General features: G+C 71.8%; 7 protein-coding genes and 1 pseudogene. 1 reads left to right on the top strand and 7 read right to left on the bottom strand.

Annotation, left to right across the window (positions count from 1 at the left end):
• Positions 1 to 3: 3 nt before the first annotated feature.
• The 6 genes and pseudogenes from ABZ956_RS19890 to ABZ956_RS19865 all read right to left on the bottom strand — a co-directional run bounded on the left by ABZ956_RS19890 (position 4) and on the right by ABZ956_RS19865 (position 16,039).
• Positions 4 to 1,863, bottom strand: coding sequence for a class I adenylate-forming enzyme family protein (locus ABZ956_RS19890; protein ID WP_361895018.1), 1,860 nt, complete (start codon positions 1,861 to 1,863; stop codon positions 4 to 6).
• Positions 1,860 to 13,241 (bottom strand): amino acid adenylation domain-containing protein, encoded by an 11,382-nt coding sequence (locus ABZ956_RS19885; RefSeq protein WP_361895015.1) that lies wholly within the window; start codon positions 13,239 to 13,241, stop codon positions 1,860 to 1,862. The genes ABZ956_RS19890 and ABZ956_RS19885 overlap by 4 nt, the downstream gene beginning before the upstream one ends.
• A gap of 347 nt (positions 13,242 to 13,588) precedes the next feature.
• Positions 13,589 to 13,789 carry a hypothetical protein gene (locus ABZ956_RS19880; protein ID WP_361895012.1) on the bottom strand — a complete coding sequence of 67 codons (201 nt, stop codon included), beginning with the start codon at positions 13,787 to 13,789 and terminating at the stop codon, positions 13,589 to 13,591.
• Positions 13,770 to 14,792 (bottom strand): TerC family protein, encoded by a 1,023-nt coding sequence (locus ABZ956_RS19875; protein WP_361895009.1) that lies wholly within the window; start codon positions 14,790 to 14,792, stop codon positions 13,770 to 13,772. The genes ABZ956_RS19880 and ABZ956_RS19875 overlap by 20 nt, the downstream gene beginning before the upstream one ends.
• A gap of 248 nt (positions 14,793 to 15,040) precedes the next feature.
• Positions 15,041 to 15,496: pseudogene (locus ABZ956_RS19870) on the bottom strand (hypothetical protein); the annotation flags it as partial.
• A gap of 87 nt (positions 15,497 to 15,583) precedes the next feature.
• A complete protein-coding gene (locus ABZ956_RS19865; protein ID WP_361895006.1) occupies positions 15,584 to 16,039 on the bottom strand; it encodes a hypothetical protein in 456 nt (151 codons plus the stop codon).
• Between the two features lie 467 nt (positions 16,040 to 16,506).
• Here ABZ956_RS19865 and ABZ956_RS19860 point away from each other — a divergent pair, with 467 nt between their 5' ends.
• Positions 16,507 to 18,774 (top strand): hypothetical protein, encoded by a 2,268-nt coding sequence (locus tag ABZ956_RS19860; protein ID WP_361895004.1) that lies wholly within the window; start codon positions 16,507 to 16,509, stop codon positions 18,772 to 18,774.
• 611 nt (positions 18,775 to 19,385) lie between these two features.
• Here the strand turns inward: ABZ956_RS19860 and ABZ956_RS19855 are convergent.
• Entirely contained in the window at positions 19,386 to 20,483 is a 1,098-nt protein-coding gene (locus tag ABZ956_RS19855) for an endonuclease/exonuclease/phosphatase family protein (protein ID WP_361895001.1), read from the bottom strand.
• Positions 20,484 to 20,571 lie beyond the last annotated feature (88 nt).

Raw genomic sequence — 20,571 nt, 5'->3', positions numbered from 1 at the left:
GTGTCATCCAGTCGCTCCAGCGTGCTCGTTCGGTCCGGAATCCGGCTGTCGTGCCCACAGCACGCCGCCCAGATCGGCTCGCCCGGCGCGCAGGACCGAGCAGCCCGTGGTCGGGGATCCCTGGTCGCGCAGCCGGGCCAGCCACGTCCAGCGATCCGTCCCGTCACCCCCGGTGGAACCGTCCAGGAAGGTCAGGAGCGGACCCAGCGGCCACAGGGGCCCCTCGGCCGCGGGGCCGTGCGGGAGTACGAGGAGCGCGCCGCCGCCGAAGCGGGCTTCGGTGCCGAAGGGCACCGGGGGGCACTCGTACCCATGGCGGGCCGCCACGTCCGCGGCGAGTTCCGCGTGCACCGACAGGGGCCACCCGGTGAGCAGCGTGCCGCGCCAGCGGGCCTTGGCCGGGGACAGTCGCGCATCGTCCGCGTCGTGCCAGTGCTCCCGCAGGAAGTCCAGGGCGCCGAAGACGGCTTCGCCGCCCGGCCGGGGGCGGCGGTCCCCCGTCCACGCGGCCATCGCGCGCAGGCCGGGGTGCTCGGCCCCCGAGCGCAGCAGGTCGTGCGCGGTGGCCGCGGCGTAGGCCAGCAGCCGTTCGTACCGCGCGGGAGCCAGCCGGCGTGCGGTGAGGACCCGGCTCATCGCCTTGCGCTGGGGCTTGCCGGTGGACGTCGCCAGGAACCCGCCGAACTGGACCGCCGACGGCCGCAGCGGCGCCCGTTCGCAGAGTTCGCGTACGGCGGAGACCGGCTGTTCCGTGGCGACCAGACCGACGTCCTGGCCGAGGGAGGGCTCGTCCACCGAGACCGCTGCGAACCGGCCGGAGAGGCCGGCCCCGCGCCAGCTACGTTCGATGTCGAGCGGGTAGTGCTTCTCCCCGCCCCGGTTGATGCGTTCGCCGGCGCGGCCACGAAGGACCAGCAGTCCGTCCCGCAGTTCGCCCAGATCACCGGTGCGCAGCCAGCCGTCCTTGGTGACCGTGGCCGCGGTGGTGCGGTGGTCCTGCCAGTATCCGGTCATCAGGTCCGGCGTTCTGATCCACACCTCACCGGATTCCAGCCGCAGTTCGGTGTCCGGCAGCGGTGTGCCGACCGGCGGCGTGTGCTCCAGGTACTGCTCGCGGAAGTCGGCGTCGTCGAGGCGGGGCATGGTGAAGCTGAAGTTGACCGCCTCGGTCAGGCCGTAGCCCTGCCGCAGGCGCGGGCCGTAGCGGCGGTGGAAGCGGCGGGCGAGGTCGCTGGTCAGCGGGGCGGCCGCGGTGATCAGGTACTCCAGGCCGTCCGGCCAGTCCGGGCCGACGTCCAGCAGATCCGCCAGCAGGGCGGGCACGAGGGACGCGGTCCTGGCACCGCCGGCGCCCAGGGCGGCGAAGTAGCCCGCCGGGTCGAAGGCGGCCTGCTGGATCAGCGGTGTGCCGGTGATGTGGCTGCCGATCAGGGACATGACCAGGGCGTTGCAGTGGTACAGCGGGAGGCAGGTTCCGTGTGGGCGGTCCGGCGCCAGTCCGTGCAGTGCCGCGGTCTTGGCCGCGTTGCCCAGGACCGCTCGTCGGCTGAGCATGACCCCTTTCTGCGGGCCGGTGGAGCCCGAGGTGAACATGATGAAGGCCAGGTCGTGCGGGGCCGTGTGGACGTCGGGCAGGCCGGTGCGGTGCAGCCCGTGCACGTCCACCAGGGCCGCCGCGCTGACCCGCTCGGCGATGCCCGCGACCGCCCGGTCGGTGGCGCGGGGGTGCAGGGGGACCGCGACGAGGCGCAGGTCGAAGCAGGCGAGCAGCACGTCCGCCAGTTCGCGTCCGTTGGGCAGCCGGATCACCACCCGCGCACCCGCGGGCAGTTCGGCCAGGGCGCCGGAATCGGTGCGGATCAACGGTGCCTCCTCAGCAGATCGCGGAGGTGGGCCCCGACTTCGTGCACGTGCTGCGGTTGCATCGCCCGGTGGTGACGTGCCGCGACGTGACATACCGTCAGTTCACCACCGATACGGGGCCGCCACAGTTCGTGGTTGGCGATGAGGCGTGGCTCGCCACCCGTCGCTTCGATATAGGTGGCGTCGCCGGGGTAGCACGGTGGCCGGTAGGCCCGTCCGAGCCTGTCGTGGTGGCGCGACACCGCGATGACGCGGGCGATGTCGTCCTCGGTGAACCGGGCGAACAGGCTTCCTTCCCGGCGCAGCAGTGCCGAGACGGTGGCGAAGTCGAGGACCGTCGCGGAGTGGCGTTCGTCGTCCAGGCCGGCGGCCGTCAGCAGCACCCGGTAGACGCGCTGGTCGTCGATGGGCTCTTCCGGCGCGGCCGCGGCGTCGGGGGCCGTGTCCACCAGGCACAGCGATCCGGCCGGCTCGCCGAGCTCGTGCAGCCGGACCGCCATCGCGTGGGCCACCAGCCCACCGAAGGACCAGCCGACGAGGTGGTACGGGCCGCTGGGGCGGACCGAACGCATCAGGGCCACATAGCGTTCGGCCATCGCTTCGATGCTGTCGGGCAGATCGCTCACCCCGCCGGGTCCCTCGGCCTGGATGCCGTACACCGGGTGGTCCCGGTCGATGTGCCGCAGCAGCCCCGCGTACAGCCAGCTGATCCCACTGAGCGGGGGCGCGCAGAACACCGGTGCCGCCGGCCCGCCCGGGCGGAACGGCACGAGGTGCGTCGCCTCTTCCCCCAGCTCTCGGCTTCGCCCGGGCAGGGCGGTGCCCCCATCGGGCGACGCCCTGTTCAGGAGGCGGCTCAGCGCGGCGGGGGTGGCCGCCTCGAAGACGTTCCGGATCGTCGGCTCCAGGCCGAGCACCGTCCGTATCCGGTCGGTCAGCCGCGCCGCCAGGAGCGAGTGCCCGCCCAGTTCGAAGAAGTTGTCTCCGGGACCGACCCGGGGCAGATCCAGCACGTCGGCGAACAGCCCGCACATGTAGTGCTCGTTGAGGTTCTCCGGGGGCGGCGAGTCGCCTGCGGAGGCCCAGTCCGGTTCGGGCAGGCGGTCGCGCAGCAGCTTTCCGTTGGCGCTGAGCGGGAGCTCGTCCAGCCCGAGCAGGCGGGCGGGCAGCATGTAGTCCGGCAGGTGCGCGGCCAGGTGCGCGCGCACCGAGCGCAGGTCGGCGCCGGCGGGGACGACATAGCCGACCAGGCGGCGGTCGTCGGCCTTCCGGTCGTGTACGGCCACCGCGGCCGCGTCGACGTCCTCGTGGCGGGCGAGCACGGCCTCGATCTCACCGAGCTCGACGCGATGTCCGCGGATCTTCACCTGGTCGTCGGTCCGGCCGTGGAAGCGCAGTACCCCGTCGGCGGACCACGACGCGAGATCGCCGGTGCGGTACATCCGGTGGCCCTCCGGTCCGAAGGGGTCGGGGACGAAACGGGTCGCGGTCAGCCCCGGCCGGTGGAGGTACCCCGTCGCCACGCCTGCCCCGGCCAGGTACAGCTCGCCGGTCACGCCCGGGGGCACCGGCCGCAACCGCGCGTCGAGGACGTAGCACCGGGTGTTCCACAGGGGACGCCCGAGCGGCACCGTGGCGCCCGCCACGCGGCCGACGGGGTAGGTGGTCGACCAGACCGTGGTCTCCGTCGGGCCGTAACAGGCCAGCAGCGACGCCGTGAGGCCGGACAGCGTCCCGGCCAGCTCCGCGGGTACCGCTTCGCCACCGATGACCGCGCGGATGTGGCCCAGCCGGTTCGGCCGCCGGGCCACGAGCGCCTGCCACAGCGACGGCGTCGCCTGCATCACGGTGACCCCGTGCCGGTCGAGCAGTGCGGACAGCTCGTCGGGCTCGCGCAGCGCGCCCTGGTCGGCGAGCACCATCACGGCGCCGGTGACCAGGGGCAGCCACAGCTCGGGCTGGGACATGTCGAAGCCCGCGGGCGCGGCGGCCAGCACCCGGTCGGCCGCACCGACCGTCAGCTGCTCGCGCAGTGCGAGCACCAGGTTCGTCAGCGCGCTGTGGGGCACGACGACGCCCTTCGGCCGCCCGGTGGAGCCCGAGGTGTACGTCACGTACGCCGTGTTCTCCGGCACGACCGCCGGTTCCCGGGCGCCGGCGGTGACGGTGAGCCCGTCCTCGTGGCGCACCACCAGCAGGGGGCGGGCGTCCGCCAGCAGTGCCGCGATCCGCCGCGGCGGCAGCGTGGGGTCGACGGGCAGCCAGGCGGCGCCGACCGATTGGACCGCGAGCATCGCGGCGGGCAGGTCGGCGTCACGCCCCAGCTCCAGTGCGATCAGAGCGCCCGGGCCGGCCCCGCGGGCACTCAGCCGTGCCGCGATGCGGGCCGCCCGCTCGGACAGCTCCCGGTAGGTGAGCTCGGTGTCCCCGTGCCGTACGGCCGGTGCGTCGGGAACGCGCAGCACCTGGGCCGCGAACAGTTCGGCCACGGTGGTGGCGGGCACGTCGTGGGCGGTGGAATTCCAGCGGCCGGTCATCTGCTCGTGCTCGCCGGCGACGAGGACCGGGAGGTCGGCGATCCGCCGGTGCGGCTGCGCCGCCACCGCCCGCAGCAGCCGGTCCAGCCGTGCCAGCAGCAGACGGGCGGAGGCGGGGGTGAACAGTTCGGTGTCGTACTCCAGCTCGCCTTCGACGCCGGCTTCCGCACCGTGGTCGCCGTGGTGCGGGCGCAGACTCCACAGGAGGTCCATGCGGGAGGCGCCGCCGTGCGTGGCGACCGGCTCGACGCGCAGCCCCGGCAGGTCGAACACGGCGGGCGGCGTGTCCTGGAAGGCCAGCATCACCTGGAAGACGGGATGGGCGGCCAGCGAGCGCGGTGGGTTGACCGCCTCGACCACCTGCTCGAAGGGCACTTCCTGATGGGCGAAGGCGTCGAGATCGGTGGCCCGGACCCGCTCCAGCAGTTCGGTGAACGTCGGCGTTCCGCTGAGGTCGGTGCGCAGCACCACCGTGTTGACGAAGCAGCCGACGGTCTCGTGCAGCGCCTCGTCGTGCCGCCCGGCCACCGGTGTGCCGATGGGGATGTCCACACCGGCGCCGAGCCGTGACAGCAGCACGGCGATCGCGGCGTGCGTCACCATGAACAAGCTGGTGCCGGTGGACCGGGCGAGCTGGTTCAGCCGCGCGTGCAGGTCGGCGTCCAGGGTGAAGCCGACGGTCTCCCCGCGGTGCGCGGACGCCTGGGGCCTGGCGTGGTCGAACGGCAGCGGCAGGGTCTCCGGGGCGCCGCGCAGCGTCCGCGTCCAGTACGCGATTCCGGCGCCGAGGTCGGTGCCGTGCTGCCAGAGGGTGTAGTCCGCGTACTGCACCAGGTGGCCGTCCCACCGCGGGACCTCGCCCGCGACGCGTGCCCGGTAGGCGGTGGACAGGTCGCGGGCCAGCGGAGCCAGTGACCAGCCGTCGGCGGCGATGTGGTGCAGGAGGATCAGCAGGACGTGCTGCTCGGGCGCGGTCTCGAAGAGCGTGGCCCGGACGGGGAGTTCGCCGCCGAGGCCGAAGACGTGCGTGGCCGCCTCGGCGAGCAGACCGGGCAGCTCGGCCTCCGACGTGGTCACCACCTCGAACGGCAGCTCCTCCGCGCTGCCGACGCGCTGGTGCGGCTCGCCGTCGATCTCGATGACGGTGGTGCGCAGGCTCTCGTGGCGGACGAGTACGTCGCGCAGGGCCGCGCACAGGTGCCCGGCCGCCAGGGGGCCGCTCAGCCGGACCGCGAAGGACATGTTGTAGACGGAGTTGGGGCCGGCGAACCGGCTGAAGAACCACATGCGGCGCTGCGCGGGGGAGAGCGGGATGCGCTCCGGCCGCGCGGCCGTGCCAAGCCGGGTACGCGGTGCGCCGGCCGTCCCCGGCAGGCACCGGGCCAGGTCGGCGACGACGGGGGCGTCGAACAGGGTGCGGATGCTCAGCTCGCAGCCGGTCTCCGCGCGCACCCGGTTGATCAGGCGGGTGGCCAGCAGCGAATGCCCGCCCAGATCGAAGAAGCTGTCCTCCGCGCCGACCTCGGGGACCCCCAGCGTCTCGGCGAACAGCGCGCACAGGAGCCGTTCCCGCTCGGTCGCCGGCGGGCGGCTCACCGGCAGCGCGGACTCCGGTCGCGGCAGGGCCCGGCGGTCCAGCTTGCCGTTGCCGGTCAGCGGGATCTCGTCGACCGGCAGGATGAACGCGGGCAGCATGTGCGCGGGCAGGACCGTCCGGGCGTACTCGCGCAGCTCGGCGGGTGCCGGATCCCCCTTCGTCACGGCGTAGCAGAGCAGTCGGCCGCCGTCGGCGTCCGCGTCCGCGAGCACCACGGCGCGGTCCACGGCGGGGTGCCGTTCGAGGACCCGCTCGACCTCCCCGGGCTCGATCCGGTAACCGCGGATCTTCACCTGGTGATCCGTCCGGCCCAGATACTCCAGCGTGCCGTCGGCCCGGCGCCGCGCGAGGTCCCCGGAACGGTACATGCGGATTCCGGGCGCGCCGAAGGGGTCGGCGACGAAACGGCTCGCGGTGAGCCCGGGGCGTCCCAGGTACCCGCGCGTCACCCCGGGACCGGCCACGTAGATCTCACCGGGGCAGCCCGGCGGGACCGGCCGCAGCGCGTGGTCCAGCAGGTGCAGCCGCGTGTCGGGCAGTGCGGTGCCGATGACGCCGGCGCTCTCGTCGGGGTCGGTCAGCTCGGCGTGGGTCGTGTGCACGGTGGTCTCGGTGATCCCGTACATGTTGACGAGCTTCGGCCGGCCGGGGCCGTGCCAGGAGCGGATGCGGGTGAGTTCCAGCGCCTCACCGGCGAACACGACGACCCGCAGCGCGGGCAGCGCGCCCGGCCCCGCTTCCGCTTCGGCCCGCATGAGCGGGTAGAACGCCGAGGGAGTCTGGCTCAGGGCGGTGACCTGCTCCCGGGCGAGCAGCTCAAGGAGTTCCCGTGGCGACTTGGCGACGTCGTCCGGCACCACCACCAGGCGGCCGCCGCGGCCCAGCGCCGTCCACAGCTCCCACACCGAGACGTCGAAGGCGTAGGAGTGGAACAGCGTGTGCACGTCCTCGTCACCGAAACCGAACAGGGCGTCGGTCGTCGCGAGCAGCCGCCCGACGTTGTGGTGCGACACCACGACGCCCTTGGGCGCTCCGGTGGAGCCCGAGGTGTAGATCACGTAGGCGACGCTGCCGGGACGCACGGCCTGGCCGAGGTCGTCCGCCGGGTAGGAGGCGGCCGGGTCGGTGCCGTCGAGCACGATCAGTGGATGGGGCACGTCGAGGGGCTCGCCGGTCACGACGAGCACGGGAGCGGCGTCGGCCAGCACCTGCCGCAGTCGCTCCTTGGGGTGGGCCGGGTCCAGGGGCAGGTAGCCGGCTCCCGATTTCAGCACGGCCAGCACCGCGACCACGAGGTCCGACGTCCGGGGCAGCACCAGGGCCACCAGCCGTTCCGGCCCGGCCCCGCGCGCGACGAGGAGCCGCGCGAGACGGTTCGCCCGCGCGTTGAGCTCCCCGTACGACCAGGTGGTGTCCCCGCAGGTGAGGGCGGGGGCCGCCGGGCGCCGGCGCACCTGCTCCTCGAACAGCGTGGGCAGGGCGGCCGGGGCGGGGCTTGCCGCGGTGTCCGCCGGCCTCTCCCGTTCGTCCGGCAGCAGCAGGTCGAGCTGTCCCAGCCGCGCCTTCGGACGCGCGGTGATCCCGCCGAGCAGTGCGCCGAGCCGGTCGAGCAGCCGGCGGGCTCCCTCCTCGTCGAACAGGTCGGTGCTGTGGTCGAGGCGCAGCCGCAGGCGGCCGCGGTCCTGCATGGCGATCAGCGTCAGGGGGTAGTGCGTGCCGTCCCGGCCCTCGACGTCCCGCAGTTCCAGACCGGGTACGAGATCGCGCAGTGCGTCCTGGTCGAGCGGGTAGTTCTCGAAGACCACGACGGTGTCGAAGAGTTCGGCATGCCCGGCGATCGACTGCAGCCGCGTCAGGTCCGCGTGCTGGTGGTCCAGCATGGACAGCTGCTGGGCGCGCAGCTCGGCCAGGCACTCGCTGACTGACCGGCGCGGATCGAGGCGCACCCGCACCGGAACGGTGTTGATCAGCAGGCCGACGATATTTTCCGAACCGGGCAGTTCCGCCGGTCTGCCGGAGACCGTCGCACCGAACACCACATCGTCCCGGCCGGTCAGGGCGCCCAGCAGGACCGCCCACGCCAGCTGCACGACGACGTTGACGGTCAGCCCGTGCTGCCGTGCCACGGCGTCGACGCGCGCGCTCGTGGTGCCGTCCAGGTCCACCGTCATCCGGTGCCGGGACGCGGCCGAACCCCGCCGTCCCGCGCCACCGACCAGCGTCGGACCGTCCACGGAGGACAGCAGGGCGCGCCAGGCGGCCTCGTCCGCGCGGGAGTCCCTCGTCGACAGCCAGTCGAGGAAGTCGCGGTACGGCGTCGCGGGCGGGAGCGCGTGGCCGGCGTAGAGCGAGAACAGCTCCTTGACCAGGATCGGCATGGACCAGCCGTCCAGCAGGAGGTGGTGCGTGGTCAGGACGAAGGTGTGCCGGCCGTCGGCACTCTGCCGCAGGGCCGCGCGGACCAGCGGGGGACTCGCGAGGTCGAACCGTCGCCTGCGGTCGGCGTCGAGGAAACGCTCCAGGTCCTCGTGCGCGGGTATCTCCTGCCACTCCACGGTGAAGTCCGGGACGACCACCTGGACCGGACGCCCCGACGGACCGTGCCGCACGCCGGCGGAGAGCTGGGGATGGCGCAGCAGCAGGCGGTGCAGCGCGTCGCGCAGCGCGGCGGGGTCCAGCGCTCCGCCGAGCTCGAAGACGAACTGGACGAGGTAGGGGTCGGCGCCGTCGTGGTCGTAGAGCGAGTGGAACAGCAGCCCCTGCGCCAACGGCGGCAGGGGCAGCTCACCCGTCGCCCTGGCGCGACCCCGCCGCGCCAGGGCTTCGAGCACCTCGAACCACCGGTCCGCGAGCTCGCGGACCCGCTCTTCGGTGAGCAGTTCACCGGGCCAGGACCAGTGCGCCACGAGCCGGGGGCCGTCCGGCTGATCGCTGATCAACGCGTCGAGTTCCACCGGGTGGCCCATCGCGAGCTTGCCGCCGGTGGCCGGGCCGAGCACCGAGGAGCCGGCCGGCACCGCCCAGTCGCCGTCACCGCCGACGTCGAACCGGCCCAGGTAGTTGAACGCGAACTGCGGCGACGGCCGGGCGGCCAGCGCCGGAGAGGTCTGCGGGTTGAGGTAGCGCAGCAGACCGTAGGTCAGACCGGCGCGCGCCGCGTCCCGTACGCAGGACCGCACCATCGCCACCGCGCCGTCCAGCGCGGCCGGATCGGTGCGGACGTCCGCCCAGGAGCAGCCGGGATCGAGCACCACGGGGCACAGGGTGGTGAACCAGCCGATCGTGCGGGACAGGTCCAGGTTGGCGGCGAACTCCTCGCGCCCGTGGCCTTCGAGGTCCACCAGCAGCGCGTCCGGTCCCTCCCGCCAGTCGGCGGCGGCCAGCGCGAACGCGGTCAGCAGCAGTTCGTGCACCGAGCAGTCGAAGGCCGCGGTCGCGTCGTTCACCAACCGCGCCGTGAGCGGCCCCGGCAGGGTGACGGAGTGCCGGCGCCGGGTCTCCTCGCTGTCCACCTCCCCGTCCAGCGCACGGCCGGCGACGGGGGGATCCTCGGCTACCGCCTGCCACCGGGAGAAATCCCCGAGCACGGACGGGTGGTGCGCGTACTGGACCAGTGCCCTCGCCCACTGGGGGAAGGAGGTCCCCGTCGGTTGAAGCCGCGGTGCGCGCCCGTGCCGGACGTCCTCCCACGCGGAGCGGAGGTCTTCGTGCAGGATGCGCCAGGAGACGCCGTCGACGGCGAGATGATGCACGGTGAGGGTCAGTTCGCCCGGCTTCGCCGCTCCGGCATCCCGCCAGCTCGCGCGGACCACTTGCCCGCGTCCGGGATCGAGCGTGGTGCCCGGCCGGTTCAACTCGACGGTGGCGCGCGGCAGCACTTCCAGACCCCACAGCCCGTCCACCTCTCTCAGCGAGAGCCGCAGCATGGCGTGGTGATCGACCAGTGCCTGCACCACCGCGCGCACCTGCGCTTCGGTCATGCCCGCCGGGGTACGCACGGTCAGGGACTGAACGAAGCCGTCGATCGGGCCGCCGCGCTCGCGCAGCCAGTGCATGACGGGCGTCAGCGGGACCGTGGGGTCGTCCGCGTCACCCAGCGCGACCCGGTGCCCCGGCTCCGGCCCCGTCGCGAGACCGCCGGCCAGACCTGAGACGGTGGGTGTGCGGAACACGTCCGAGGTACCGAGGGCCAGGCCGGCCCGCTGCGCCGCGCCGGCGAGCTGGATCGCCTTGATGCTGTCGCCGCCGAGCTGGAAGAAGTCCTGGTCGATCGGGACTTCGGGCAGGCCGAGGACGTCCGCGAACAGCTCGGCCAGCAGACGCTCGGCGGACGTGCGGGGAGCCCTGGCCGTCCGGGTGCTCCCGGCGTCGCTCCCGGCGTCCGGAGCGGGCAGCGCGGCCCGGTCGAGCTTGCCGTTGCGGGTCAGCGGCAGCCGGTCCACCCGCACCACGGCCGACGGCACCATGTACGGCGGCAGCCGGTCCGCCACCCCCTTGAGCAGCGCTGTCGTGTCGCCGGAGGCCGCCACGTAGGAGACGAGCCGGCGCACTCCGGGCCGGTCCTCACGCAGGACCGTCGCGGCCTGCCGCACCCCGGGCTCGGCCAGCAGCGCGGCGTCGATCTCCCCCGTTTCGATCCGGTAGCCGCGGAGCTTGACCTGTCCGTCGGCCCGCCCGGCGAACTCCAGTTGCCCGTCGCGGTTCCAGCGGGCCAGATCGCCCGTGCGGTAGACGCGGGCGCCGGGCGGGCCCGACGGGTCCGCCACGAAACGCTCGGCGGTCGCGGCGGCCCGCCCGAGGTAGCCGCGCGCGACCCCCACGCCTCCGAGGTACACCTCGCCCACCACACCTGGGGGTACCGGACGCAGCGCGTCATCGAGCAGCAGCACCCGCTTGCCGTCCAGCGGCGTACCGATGGGAACCGAGCCGGCGTCCTCCGGCAATGCCCCGACGGTGAACCTGGTGCCGAACACCGTGGTCTCGGTGGGCCCGTAACCGTTGACGACGGTCAGTTCCGGCAGCGCGGACCGCACGGCGCGCACCGCCGCCGGGGACACCACGTCACCGCCGGTCCACACCTGGCGCAGCCCGGCCAGAGAGGCCGGGTCCTCGGTGGCGATCGCGTTGAACAGCCCGGCGGTCAGCCACAGTCCGGTGATACCGGTGGCGGCCGTGATCCGGGACAGTCCGGCCGGGTCCAGCCTCCCCGGCGGGGCGACGACCACCTCGCCACCGGTCAGCAACGCCACCCACAGTTCCAGATTGAACGCGTCGAAGGCGTGCGGCGAGTGCAGCAGCACCCGGTCCGCGCCGCCCTCGGACCACCACCGGTCGGCGGCGAGCCCGGCCAGGTTGCCCTGGGTGATGGCGACGCCCTTGGGACGCCCTGTGGAGCCGGAGGTGAACATCACGCACGCCAGGGCATCCGGCCTCACCCGGGGCTCCCCGCCCGCGGTTCCCCGCTCCCGCACGTCCAGTTGCCGCACACCACGGTCACGTGCCAGCGCGACGATGCGGTCCTCTCGGGTGTCCCGGTCGGTGAGCAGCAGCCGCGCTCCCGCGTCGGACAGCACCGCTTCCTGCCGGGAGACCGCGTCGTCCCGTTGCAGGGGCACATAGGCCGCGCCCGCCTTCACCACCGCGAGTGCCGCGACGACCAGGTCCACCGAACGTTCGAGAAGCAGCGCGACGGTCCGCTCCGGGCCCCCGCCGGCCGCAGTGATCGCGGCGGCCAGCGCCGAACTCCGCGCGTCCAGCTCCCGGTAGGTCAGCCGCTCTCCGGTCCCGGCCGAGCGGACGGCGACAGCGTCGGGCGTGCGGGACACCTGTTCGGCGAACCGGCCGACGGCCGTGCAGCCGGGCGCGGCCGATACGCGCTCGCCTGTGCCCCAGGCGGCGCACTGCCGGCGCTCCCTCGCGGTGGACGCCGCCATCCGCGCGGTCGGTGTCTCCCGGTCGGCCTCCGCCACCTGCCGCAGCACGTGCAGGAAGCGGTCGGCGACGTCCCGCAGCAACTCCTCGCCGTGGTTGGCGGGATTGGCGTCGAAGTCGAGGCGCAGCACACCCTCGCCACGGTCGTAGGCGACGATCGACAGGTCCTCCGACGGCGGCGCCTGCAGGTTGTGGACGGTCGCGGTCGTCGGACCGAAACGCAGCGGCCGGTCGAAACGCTGAATGTTGAGCACCGGGCCGAAGAACTTCCGGCCGTCCTCGGGATAGCCCAGCTCACGCCGCAGGTGCTCACCCCGGTAACGCTGGTGCCGGCGCACCAGCCGCAGCTCGTCGGCGACCCGGTCGGTCAGAGTACCGAGGGGGGCCGCCGGATCGACGTGCAACCGCAGGGGAAGGACGTTGGCCGACATCGCGGGCACCGTCCGCGCGAGTCCTGCCGGACGGCCGGCGACCGGCAGGCTCAGTACGACATCACGGCTACCGGTCACCGCGTGCAGGTAGACCGCGGTCGCCGCGGTGAGCAGCCGGGTCCAGCGGTGCCCGAGCCGCCCCGCACCGTCCCGCAGACCGGCGAACTCCTCCGCCGGCAGCACCCTGCTCAGCCGCAACGACCGGTCCGTGGCCGCGGCCGCATGGGTGCCGAGGCTCAGAAAATCCGGCCGCCCGGCAAGTCGCTCCAGCCACCAGTCCCGGTCCGCGGTGCGTTCGGCTGCCTCCCGGTAGGCGGCCTCGGCGCGTACCAGGGGACGGAGCCCGGCCCAGCCGCTCTCCGGAACGGCACGCCCGTCGTACAGACAGCTGTAGATGTCGGCGACGCGTTCGGCGAACAGGGCCATGCCCGCCCCGTCCAGAGCGATGTGGTGAACCCGGTGGAACACCAGAGTGCGGTCGTCGGTGACACGCAACACGGCCCCCAGGAACAACGGCCCGGCGTCGCTGCCCCCGGCGCTGCCCCCGGCCTTGGCCATATCGGCCCGCATCCACTCCAGTGCGGCGGCGTCCGGGGCGGACGCCTCCCGGAGGTCGACCACTTGGACGGTGTGTTCCGGGTTCGGAAGAAGCCGTTGGACCGGTAAGGAATCCGTCGTTTCGATGATGCGGACGTTGACCGCCTCGCAGTCGGCAGCCGCTCTGGCGACCGCGGCGGCCAGGAGGCCGGCGTCGACATCGCCGTCCAGAACGAGGTATTCCGCCCATTGATAGGCGCCGGGACGGCTGTGCCCGGCACGTTCCGCCAGCCAGACCCCGAGTTGAGCCTCGGAAAGGTGTAGTTCAGGGCAGCTTTCGGACATGAGTCTCGGCATCCCCATCGGTCTTGTCGGCATGACGCCGACGACTGCCGTCGGATGTGGGCGGGTTTCATCTCAACGTGGCCCGCCTCATCGAACACAGTCGGCAATGGGAGAGTAAAGACGCAGCAATATGCTCTATCTCACGTTTACTTGAGACCTCCTTGAGGTGCTGATGGGAGAGTGCTGCGCCCGGTCGGCGCCACAAGGTTGTCCGGATTATGCCGCCGGCGAGGGATGGTGGGCATGGCCGAATTGACTTGCCGGGTGGCTGATTCATGCCGCTTGGCGCGGAGTGACCCCGGTGCCCCACGCCCCGCCCCCGGACGCCGGGCTCGCCCGAGTGGTTGTCAGCCGTCCTGGGGTTGGCCGTCTTCCGGATCCACCGGGTGCTCGGAGCAGTCCGGGTTGCGGCAAGGGCCGGGGGCCCACACGGGCACGAAGATTCCGAACGTCTTGCGCCGCCCCTTTATGGTCATGATCAGAGGCTGCTTGCAGACCGGGCAGAGAAGCTCTCCCTGAGGCCCGGTCTCATGCTGTTTCTTGCTCATTCTTTACCCCTGTCTCATCGGCCGGGGAGGCCGCCGCCTCCGTGTTCGTCGGGGCGGAAGCGGTGTGAGGTGGTGCCGGTCGGCGCAGGCTGAGAACTACGGATCCGGCCAGGACTATCACGATGACCGCGAGACTGACGGGTGAGGGGATTTCCGGGATGCCGGGACTGATCGTCTTGTGGGACGCCTGGAGAATGAGCTTCACGCCGATGAAGGCGAGGATGATCGCCAGGCCCGTGTTCAGATAATGGAAGCGGTCCAGGAGGCCGGCGAGCATGAAGTACAGGGCGCGCAGGCCGAGGATGGCGAAGGCGTTGCTGGTGTAGACGATGAAGGCGTCGTCGCTGACGGCGAGGACGGCGGGGACGCTGTCGACGGCGAAGATCAGGTCGGCCGCCTCGATCGCGGCGACCACCGCGAGCAGCGGGGTGGCCGCACGCTTGCCGGCTTCCTTGACGAAGAACTTCGTCCCGGCGTACTCGTCCCTCACCGGCATGACCTTGCGGAGCAGTCGGACGGCGAAGCTCCTGCCCGGCTCGAAGCTCTCCTCCTCGTCCTTGAGGAGTTTGTAGGTGCTGTAGAAGAGGACGGCGGCGAAGGCGAACAGTACGGCGGTGAAGCGGCTGACCACGGCGACGCCGAGGGAAAGGAAAACGCCACGGAAGACCAGGGCGCCGATGACGCCGAAGAAAAGCACGCGGTGCTGGTAGGTGCGCGGCACCTTGAAGTAGGCGAAGATCACGGCGAAGACGAACAGGTTGTCGACCGAAAGGCTCTTCTCCAGCAGCCACGCGGTGGTGTACTCCGTCCCGGCCGTCGTACCGAGCACGAGGAAGACGACTCCGCCGAAGACCAGGGCGAGGCCCACCCACAGGCCGCTCCAGGCCGCGGCCTCCTTGAAGCCGATGACGTGCGCCGAACGGTGGGCCAGCAGGTCCACGGTCAGCGAGATCACCACCGTCGCGCCGAACGCCCCCCACAGCCAGAACGGAACCTCAAGCACACAGGTCACTTCCCTCATGGCCCGCACTCACGTGCGGATCAGAACGCCTGCCATTGCCTCTTTTGCTCAGATATTACCTTGAGGTCAAAGCCCATAAGATAGTCAAGTAATCGTCTAGGAAGGGTAATTGGCGCGAGATGCTCGACGCGCGCCCCCCCGGGTGCGAGCCTCGTGAGACGCGAGGTCGGAATGCACCCTCCAGTGGCCTGGCGCTCCGCGCCCGGGAGGCGAGGTGAGACCCACGGGTTGCCGCGTCGCACGGAGGCGTACAGTGCGCCCGCGCCCACCGCCACGTTGCACACGCGCTGCACGAACAGGGCGAGGAAGAGCCCGGTGAGGTTGTGCGAGGCTTCGGCGATCAGGGCCATCGCGGAACCGAAGCCGAACGCGGCGACGGGCGTGAGGACCAGCGTCTGGCGCTGCACGGTCGCCCCGCCCGGGCCCGGGCCGCTGGCGAGGACGACGCCGGCGACGGCCACAGCTACGCCCGCGAACTGCAGGATGCCGGGGCGCTCGCCCAGCACCAGGCCCACGCCCAGCGGCAACGCGACGCCCAGCGGGGAGATGACGCCCATGGGGCCGAGGGCCAGGGCCTTGTAGAAGGCGAGCATCGCCGCCGGGCCCAGGACGCCGGCGGCCACCGCGAACCACAGCTGGGGTCCGGTCTCGGACCAGCCGCCGGTGGTGATCACGATGGCGCCCAGTGCGCCCGGAGCGGGCGGCTGCTTGAAGACCGAGCCCCGCCCACGCGCGCCGGCGGGCGAACGTAGGGCGGGGCAGTGGTGGCGGTGTCAGTTCAGATCGATGTACTTGGTGCAGTCATTGGTTGTCTTGTGAAAGACGATCTTGACGTAAGGCTTGCGGTTCTTCGCGATCGCGACGTCCTTGGTCTGGCTGTCGGACCACTTGTGGGTGCGCTCGCTCAGACGCTTCTTTTGGATGGTGGTCTTCCCGTCGTCGGCCCGCCAGTAGATGTGCGCCGAGTCCTGCCTGTCAGCGCCGGTCTGGAAATAGGCCTCGCGAAGCATGGTGCGGTTGTTGTCGTAGTCGCGGTACCAGATCTCTACCTTCGGCCCCTTACCTAAACCACACTTGACCGACTTGTGTTTGTCCACGGCTCCCAGAGCAGCCCTCGGAACCGAGGAATCGTGGGGCGAGGCGACGGCACTGACTGAGGGCGCGAGGGCCAGGCCGGTGCTCAGAATGGCCGTGCTGGTGACGATTGCCAGATTCTTGCGGGCAAGCATGTGCAGACCTTTCCTTTCGGGTGGGGAAGCGAGCATTCTGTCGACGCGTTGCACCGGGAATTGCCCTGCCGGTGGGCTGTTGCAGCCCGGACTCTGGCGGTGCCTCGTGGTCGGTGCGGGGTCAACGATGTCGGGACAGCCCGGGGCAGGCCATCGAGGCCGCCCGATCTGGGACAGCGCGGGACGACACCTGCGGTGACCTGCGTGTCTCCGGGCCGGGATGTGACGGCCTTGGGACGGTGGGACGGGTGGCGCGCGCCCTTGGACGAGGTGTGCGACGCCCTCGTGGCGGAACCACGGGCGCCACCGGCTGCGCCTGGTACGAGTCCGTACGGACGTCACTCCTGAAGAAGCGGGACTCCCCGCCGGAGGCGCAACCAGCGCGGGGCGGAGGGAGGCGGTCTCCGGCGAGGGGACGGAACCGCCCCGACCAGTGGTGACGCACGTGCCGTTGACATAATCCGGGGATGTCGAGCCGAGAGACGATCCAGTACGCCTCCGACGTGGACCTGCTCATGATTCCGGGCGACCCGTCGAAGGACTTCGCCCCGGCGTTCGCGGTCTTCGACGACTCTGTCCCCGCCCTGCGCGCGTTCGTCCTGGACCGGCTGCGGAAGGAGGACGTCAGGCCCGCGCCGCCCAAGGCGAGGTGCGAGGCTGTCATACCCGTGCGCGTGAGTCTCGTCCCCCGGCCCGACAACGACTACGACACGCGCGCCATCTCGGTCGCCGCTCCGCCCGGCCACGGCGGGTCCGTTCTCGACCGGCACATGGGCTACCTCTACAGCAGTGCGCTGCACGTCACGAGCGAGAGTATCCGCAGGCTCACCGAGGAGACCGGGATGGCCGTCGGCTGTCACGGGTGGATAGAGCTCGACGACCTCGAGAGCAGCAGCCGCTTCTACGACGACGAGGAAAGCGGGGGCCACGCCGACCCGAGCTGGGAGCCGAACCGGGACGAGCAGGTGTCGTGGGCGGAGCAGAGGGCCTTCGGGCACGTGGTCGGTTACGTACGGGTCCTGCTGCCCGAGCGCCAGACCGTGCGCGCCCTCGTGGACGCGTACCTCGCAGAGCATCAGCAGGAGGCCGGGGCCGAGGAGAACACGGCGGAGGAGACGGCTCCGACCGGTGTCGAGCTCGGCCTGCGCCGGGCGCTCGCCGAGCGGTTCGCCATCCACCTACGGGCCGGCCTGAGCCACCGCGCCGCCGGCGGGGCCTGGGGCCGGGAGACCGAGCGGGACCGCGCGCGGCAGCGCCGGGACGCCGAGGCGCTGCCGCTCCTGCGCGCCTGGGAGACGTACCGGAGCACAGGACACGGTTTCCGGAACCTGCGTGCCGTCACCCGGTCCGTCTACCACCACACCCGGATCCTCGTCCTGGACGAATCCGGCGTCGAGGTCGGGCACTATCACCAGCCGGACGGTCCGCTCACCCTCGTCGACGAGCGGGTACGCGCCGAGGCGCTCGACGCTCTGCGCACACACGGCGTGGACGTGGACGCACCGGAGCATCTGTCGGCCCTCGACGGCTACCCGGACGCGGTGGTCGTCGTGGACGGGGACACATGGTCGATCCGGCTCTCCAAGCCGGGAGTGCCACGGGACCAGCTCGCCGAAGCCGGCCGGTTCGACCCGGACTCGGGCACGCTCACCGTCTACGCCAGGCCGTTCACCGAGCCATTGACGGTGCTGCTGCGCCGGCACGGAGTGCGGCCGCTGCTTGTCACGTGGGGCGCCCCGCGCGAGGAGGTGGAGCGGCACAACCTCCGGGCCGCGGTCGCCCCGTCCCGGATCAGCCCGGTCAGCCGCTCCAGCCGGGTGAACGCCGCCGCGCAGCGGCTGATCCCCGAGCCCCACCGCGACTGGCTCTACGCGAAGCCCGACAACGAGGCGACACGTGCCGCGGAGGCCGGAAGCCTGCTGCCGCCGCTCGTCGACGACGCGGCGGAGAACCCCTACTACCGAAGAGCCCTGGAATCGCTCTTCGGGTCTCCTGTGGACATGGCCGAGCGCGGGCCGTGCCGGCTCTGCGGCCGCTCCGCCCAGGCGGCGCGCCCCGGGCTCTTCTACTGCCACGCCTGCTGCACCCTCGCGCGGAACGGGGTACTGCGGGACACCGGCGCGGACGGCCCGTGGACGGAGGCGATCGTGTACGCGGTGCGCAGACTCGCGGAGATCGAGTTCTCCGGGCCGCCCTCGCTCACCCAACTCGAGCGCGTCTTCGTCCCGTACGGGGACCACGGCCTGGTCGACGAGGCGATGCTCTGCCGTTTCCTCGTACCGCGCCCCGGCTCCGCGCTGCTGAGCGCGCGGCCGGCACGCCCGGCCCGAACCTGGACCGAGTGGCTGGGGTACGCGGGGCTGCTCACAGGCGGGGTGCGCACGTCGATGGGCACGGCGACCACGGCCACGGACGGGCACCTGTGCCGCTCCTTGTTCGAGCGGCACGTGGACGACTTCTTCCATCACTGGGGCGTGGCCCACGAGCCGGAGCCCGCCTACCCGCGCCACCCGGAGCTCAACACGACGGGTCTGCGGGCGGACTGGCGCCTGGCGGACGGCACGTTCGTCGAGGCCCTGGGCCTGATGACGAAGGAGGCGTACGCGGCAAAGGTCACGCGCAAGCGGGAGCTGGCCCGCCACCACGGCCTGCGCCTCGTCACGGTCATGGCCGAGGACCTGGACCGCCTCCCGGAGCTCTTCGGGGAATGGCTCCCGAAGCGCGCGGCCGACTGAGCCCAGGCTGCGATGTCGGCCCCAACCCCGGCTGGCCGGCGGACGGCCTCCTAGCCCTGCGCGAGGCGATGACCTCGATCACGGAAGGGGGCGCGGTCATGCAGCGTGCGCCACGTCTACTACCTGGGCATCGGGCGCCTGTGGGACAAGGACACCGGCACCTCGCGCCGAAACTACTCGGTCGGTTGTCGGGGCACACGCCCTGCCTTTGGGAGCCCGACATTGTCCGGTGTTTGCTTCTCAGCCCCCCCTCCCGGGGCCCGCTGCTTACTCCTACGCTCTTTGAAGGCTGCTGGGTCTTGTCGGGGCGGCCCATGTGAGTGAGGGGTCAGCGAGCCGGCGGGCCAGCCGGGAACGGCCTAGGGCGTGTCCGATGGATCAGTACGGGCCCTGCGACGCCTGGCAGGGCACCTCGCCGCGTTGTCGCATCACCCGAGTACGCCCAGTACGCGGATGATGCTCCGCCTTGCGATGCACCGCACCAGACGCCGCAGGACCCGCACCGACCCATCGGACACGCCCTAGGGGCTCCCGCCCCGGACCCTTGGGGAAGCCAGCCGTAGAGCCGGACGGCCGCGGAGGCGGCGGCCGTCCGGCTTTTCCGGACCCCCTCACAGGTCGAGGTCGGCGAACAGGGCCGCGTGGTCGGAGGCCTGGTCGTGCGGTCCGTGCACGCTGTCGAACGGGTCGCCGAACTCGAAGATCCCGCGCGTCTCCAGCTTCACCTCGCTCACCTTGCCGAACAGCTCCGGCGAGAACATCAGGTAGTCGATCTTGTCGGCCGCCTTGCACTTGCCGTGGGTGCCCTTCGGCCCCTCGTAGCTGCCGTGGCTCATCGCGTCCTGCAGGCCGGCGTTCAGGAGGAAGCCGAGCGGCGGGCTGGCCGGGGTGTCGTTGAGGTCCCCGGCGACCACGACGTGGTCCGAGCGTTCGAGGGCGTCCCGGTAGATCTGGGCGCAGCGCTCACCCTGGAGCTTGCGCTTGTCCGCCCCACCCCCGCCGCGCTTGCTCTTGAAGTGGTTCCCCAGCAGCCACAGCGGCCGGCCGTCGATGTCGATCTCGAATTCCGGGCAGTCCCTGCTGAAGATGCCGAAGCGGTCCCGGGGATTCTTCTTGTCGAAGATGTGCGAGCGTACGGAGGTGATCGGACGCCGGCTGAACAGCCCCACGTCGATGCCGCGTTCATCGTTCCCGTCGATCAGCAGGTTGAACGGATAACGCTCCCCGTCCAGCCGGCCGGCCAGAACCTGTCGGTTGAAGCGGTCCAGGGTGAGCCGGTCCTCGACCTCGACCGTGAGCAGGATGTCGGCGTTCACCTCGGCGATCACCCTGGCGGTGTTCCCGATGGCGTCCAGGGAGAGGTCCCTGCGGACCAGCTCGGCCCAGCCGACCCAGGCATCCCGCCCCGTCGCCTCGTCCCTGACCTGGACGCCGCTGCCCTCCCCTGTGAGCAGCCGGGCCCTGCCCTTGGGCTCGTTCACCAGGATCGTCTTGGTGGAGAGCTCCGGGCGGACGTCGATGCTGTGCGCCAGGAGGATCTCGATGATCTCCGCCTTGTCGTCGGCCGTGTACGCGTCCTTGTCGAGGATCTCGACGAGCCGTTTGAAGTCCTTGAGTACCTTGTTGCGCTGTTCCTCGTCGTCGATGCCGAAGGCGACCGGCCGCTGGAAGAGGTTCTCGGCGTTGAAGGTGCCGATGCGGATGCTCATGGCGCACCTCCTCACACTTTCGATTCTGGGAGTGCGCCGGGGAGCTGTCCAACGGAGCGGGCCGCTCCTAGGGCGTGTCTCCTTGACG

The organism is Streptomyces sp. NPDC046261 (genome assembly GCF_040646235.1).
Classification (GTDB): Bacteria; Actinomycetota; Actinomycetes; order Streptomycetales; family Streptomycetaceae; genus Streptomyces.
This window is presented reverse-complemented; position numbering and strand designations above follow the sequence as displayed.

What these genes read in the sequence shown, in the direction of transcription:
- ABZ956_RS19885 (WP_361895015.1), bottom strand. Translation starts at nt 13,241, where the DNA reads ATGTCCGAAAGCTGCCCTGAACTACACCTTTCCGAGGCTCAACTCGGG.
- ABZ956_RS19880 (WP_361895012.1), bottom strand. Translation starts at nt 13,789, where the DNA reads ATGAGCAAGAAACAGCATGAGACCGGGCCTCAGGGAGAGCTTCTCTGC.
- ABZ956_RS19865 (WP_361895006.1), bottom strand. Translation starts at nt 16,039, where the DNA reads ATGCTTGCCCGCAAGAATCTGGCAATCGTCACCAGCACGGCCATTCTG.
- ABZ956_RS19860 (WP_361895004.1), top strand. Translation starts at nt 16,507, where the DNA reads ATGTCGAGCCGAGAGACGATCCAGTACGCCTCCGACGTGGACCTGCTC.
- ABZ956_RS19855 (WP_361895001.1), bottom strand. Translation starts at nt 20,483, where the DNA reads ATGAGCATCCGCATCGGCACCTTCAACGCCGAGAACCTCTTCCAGCGG.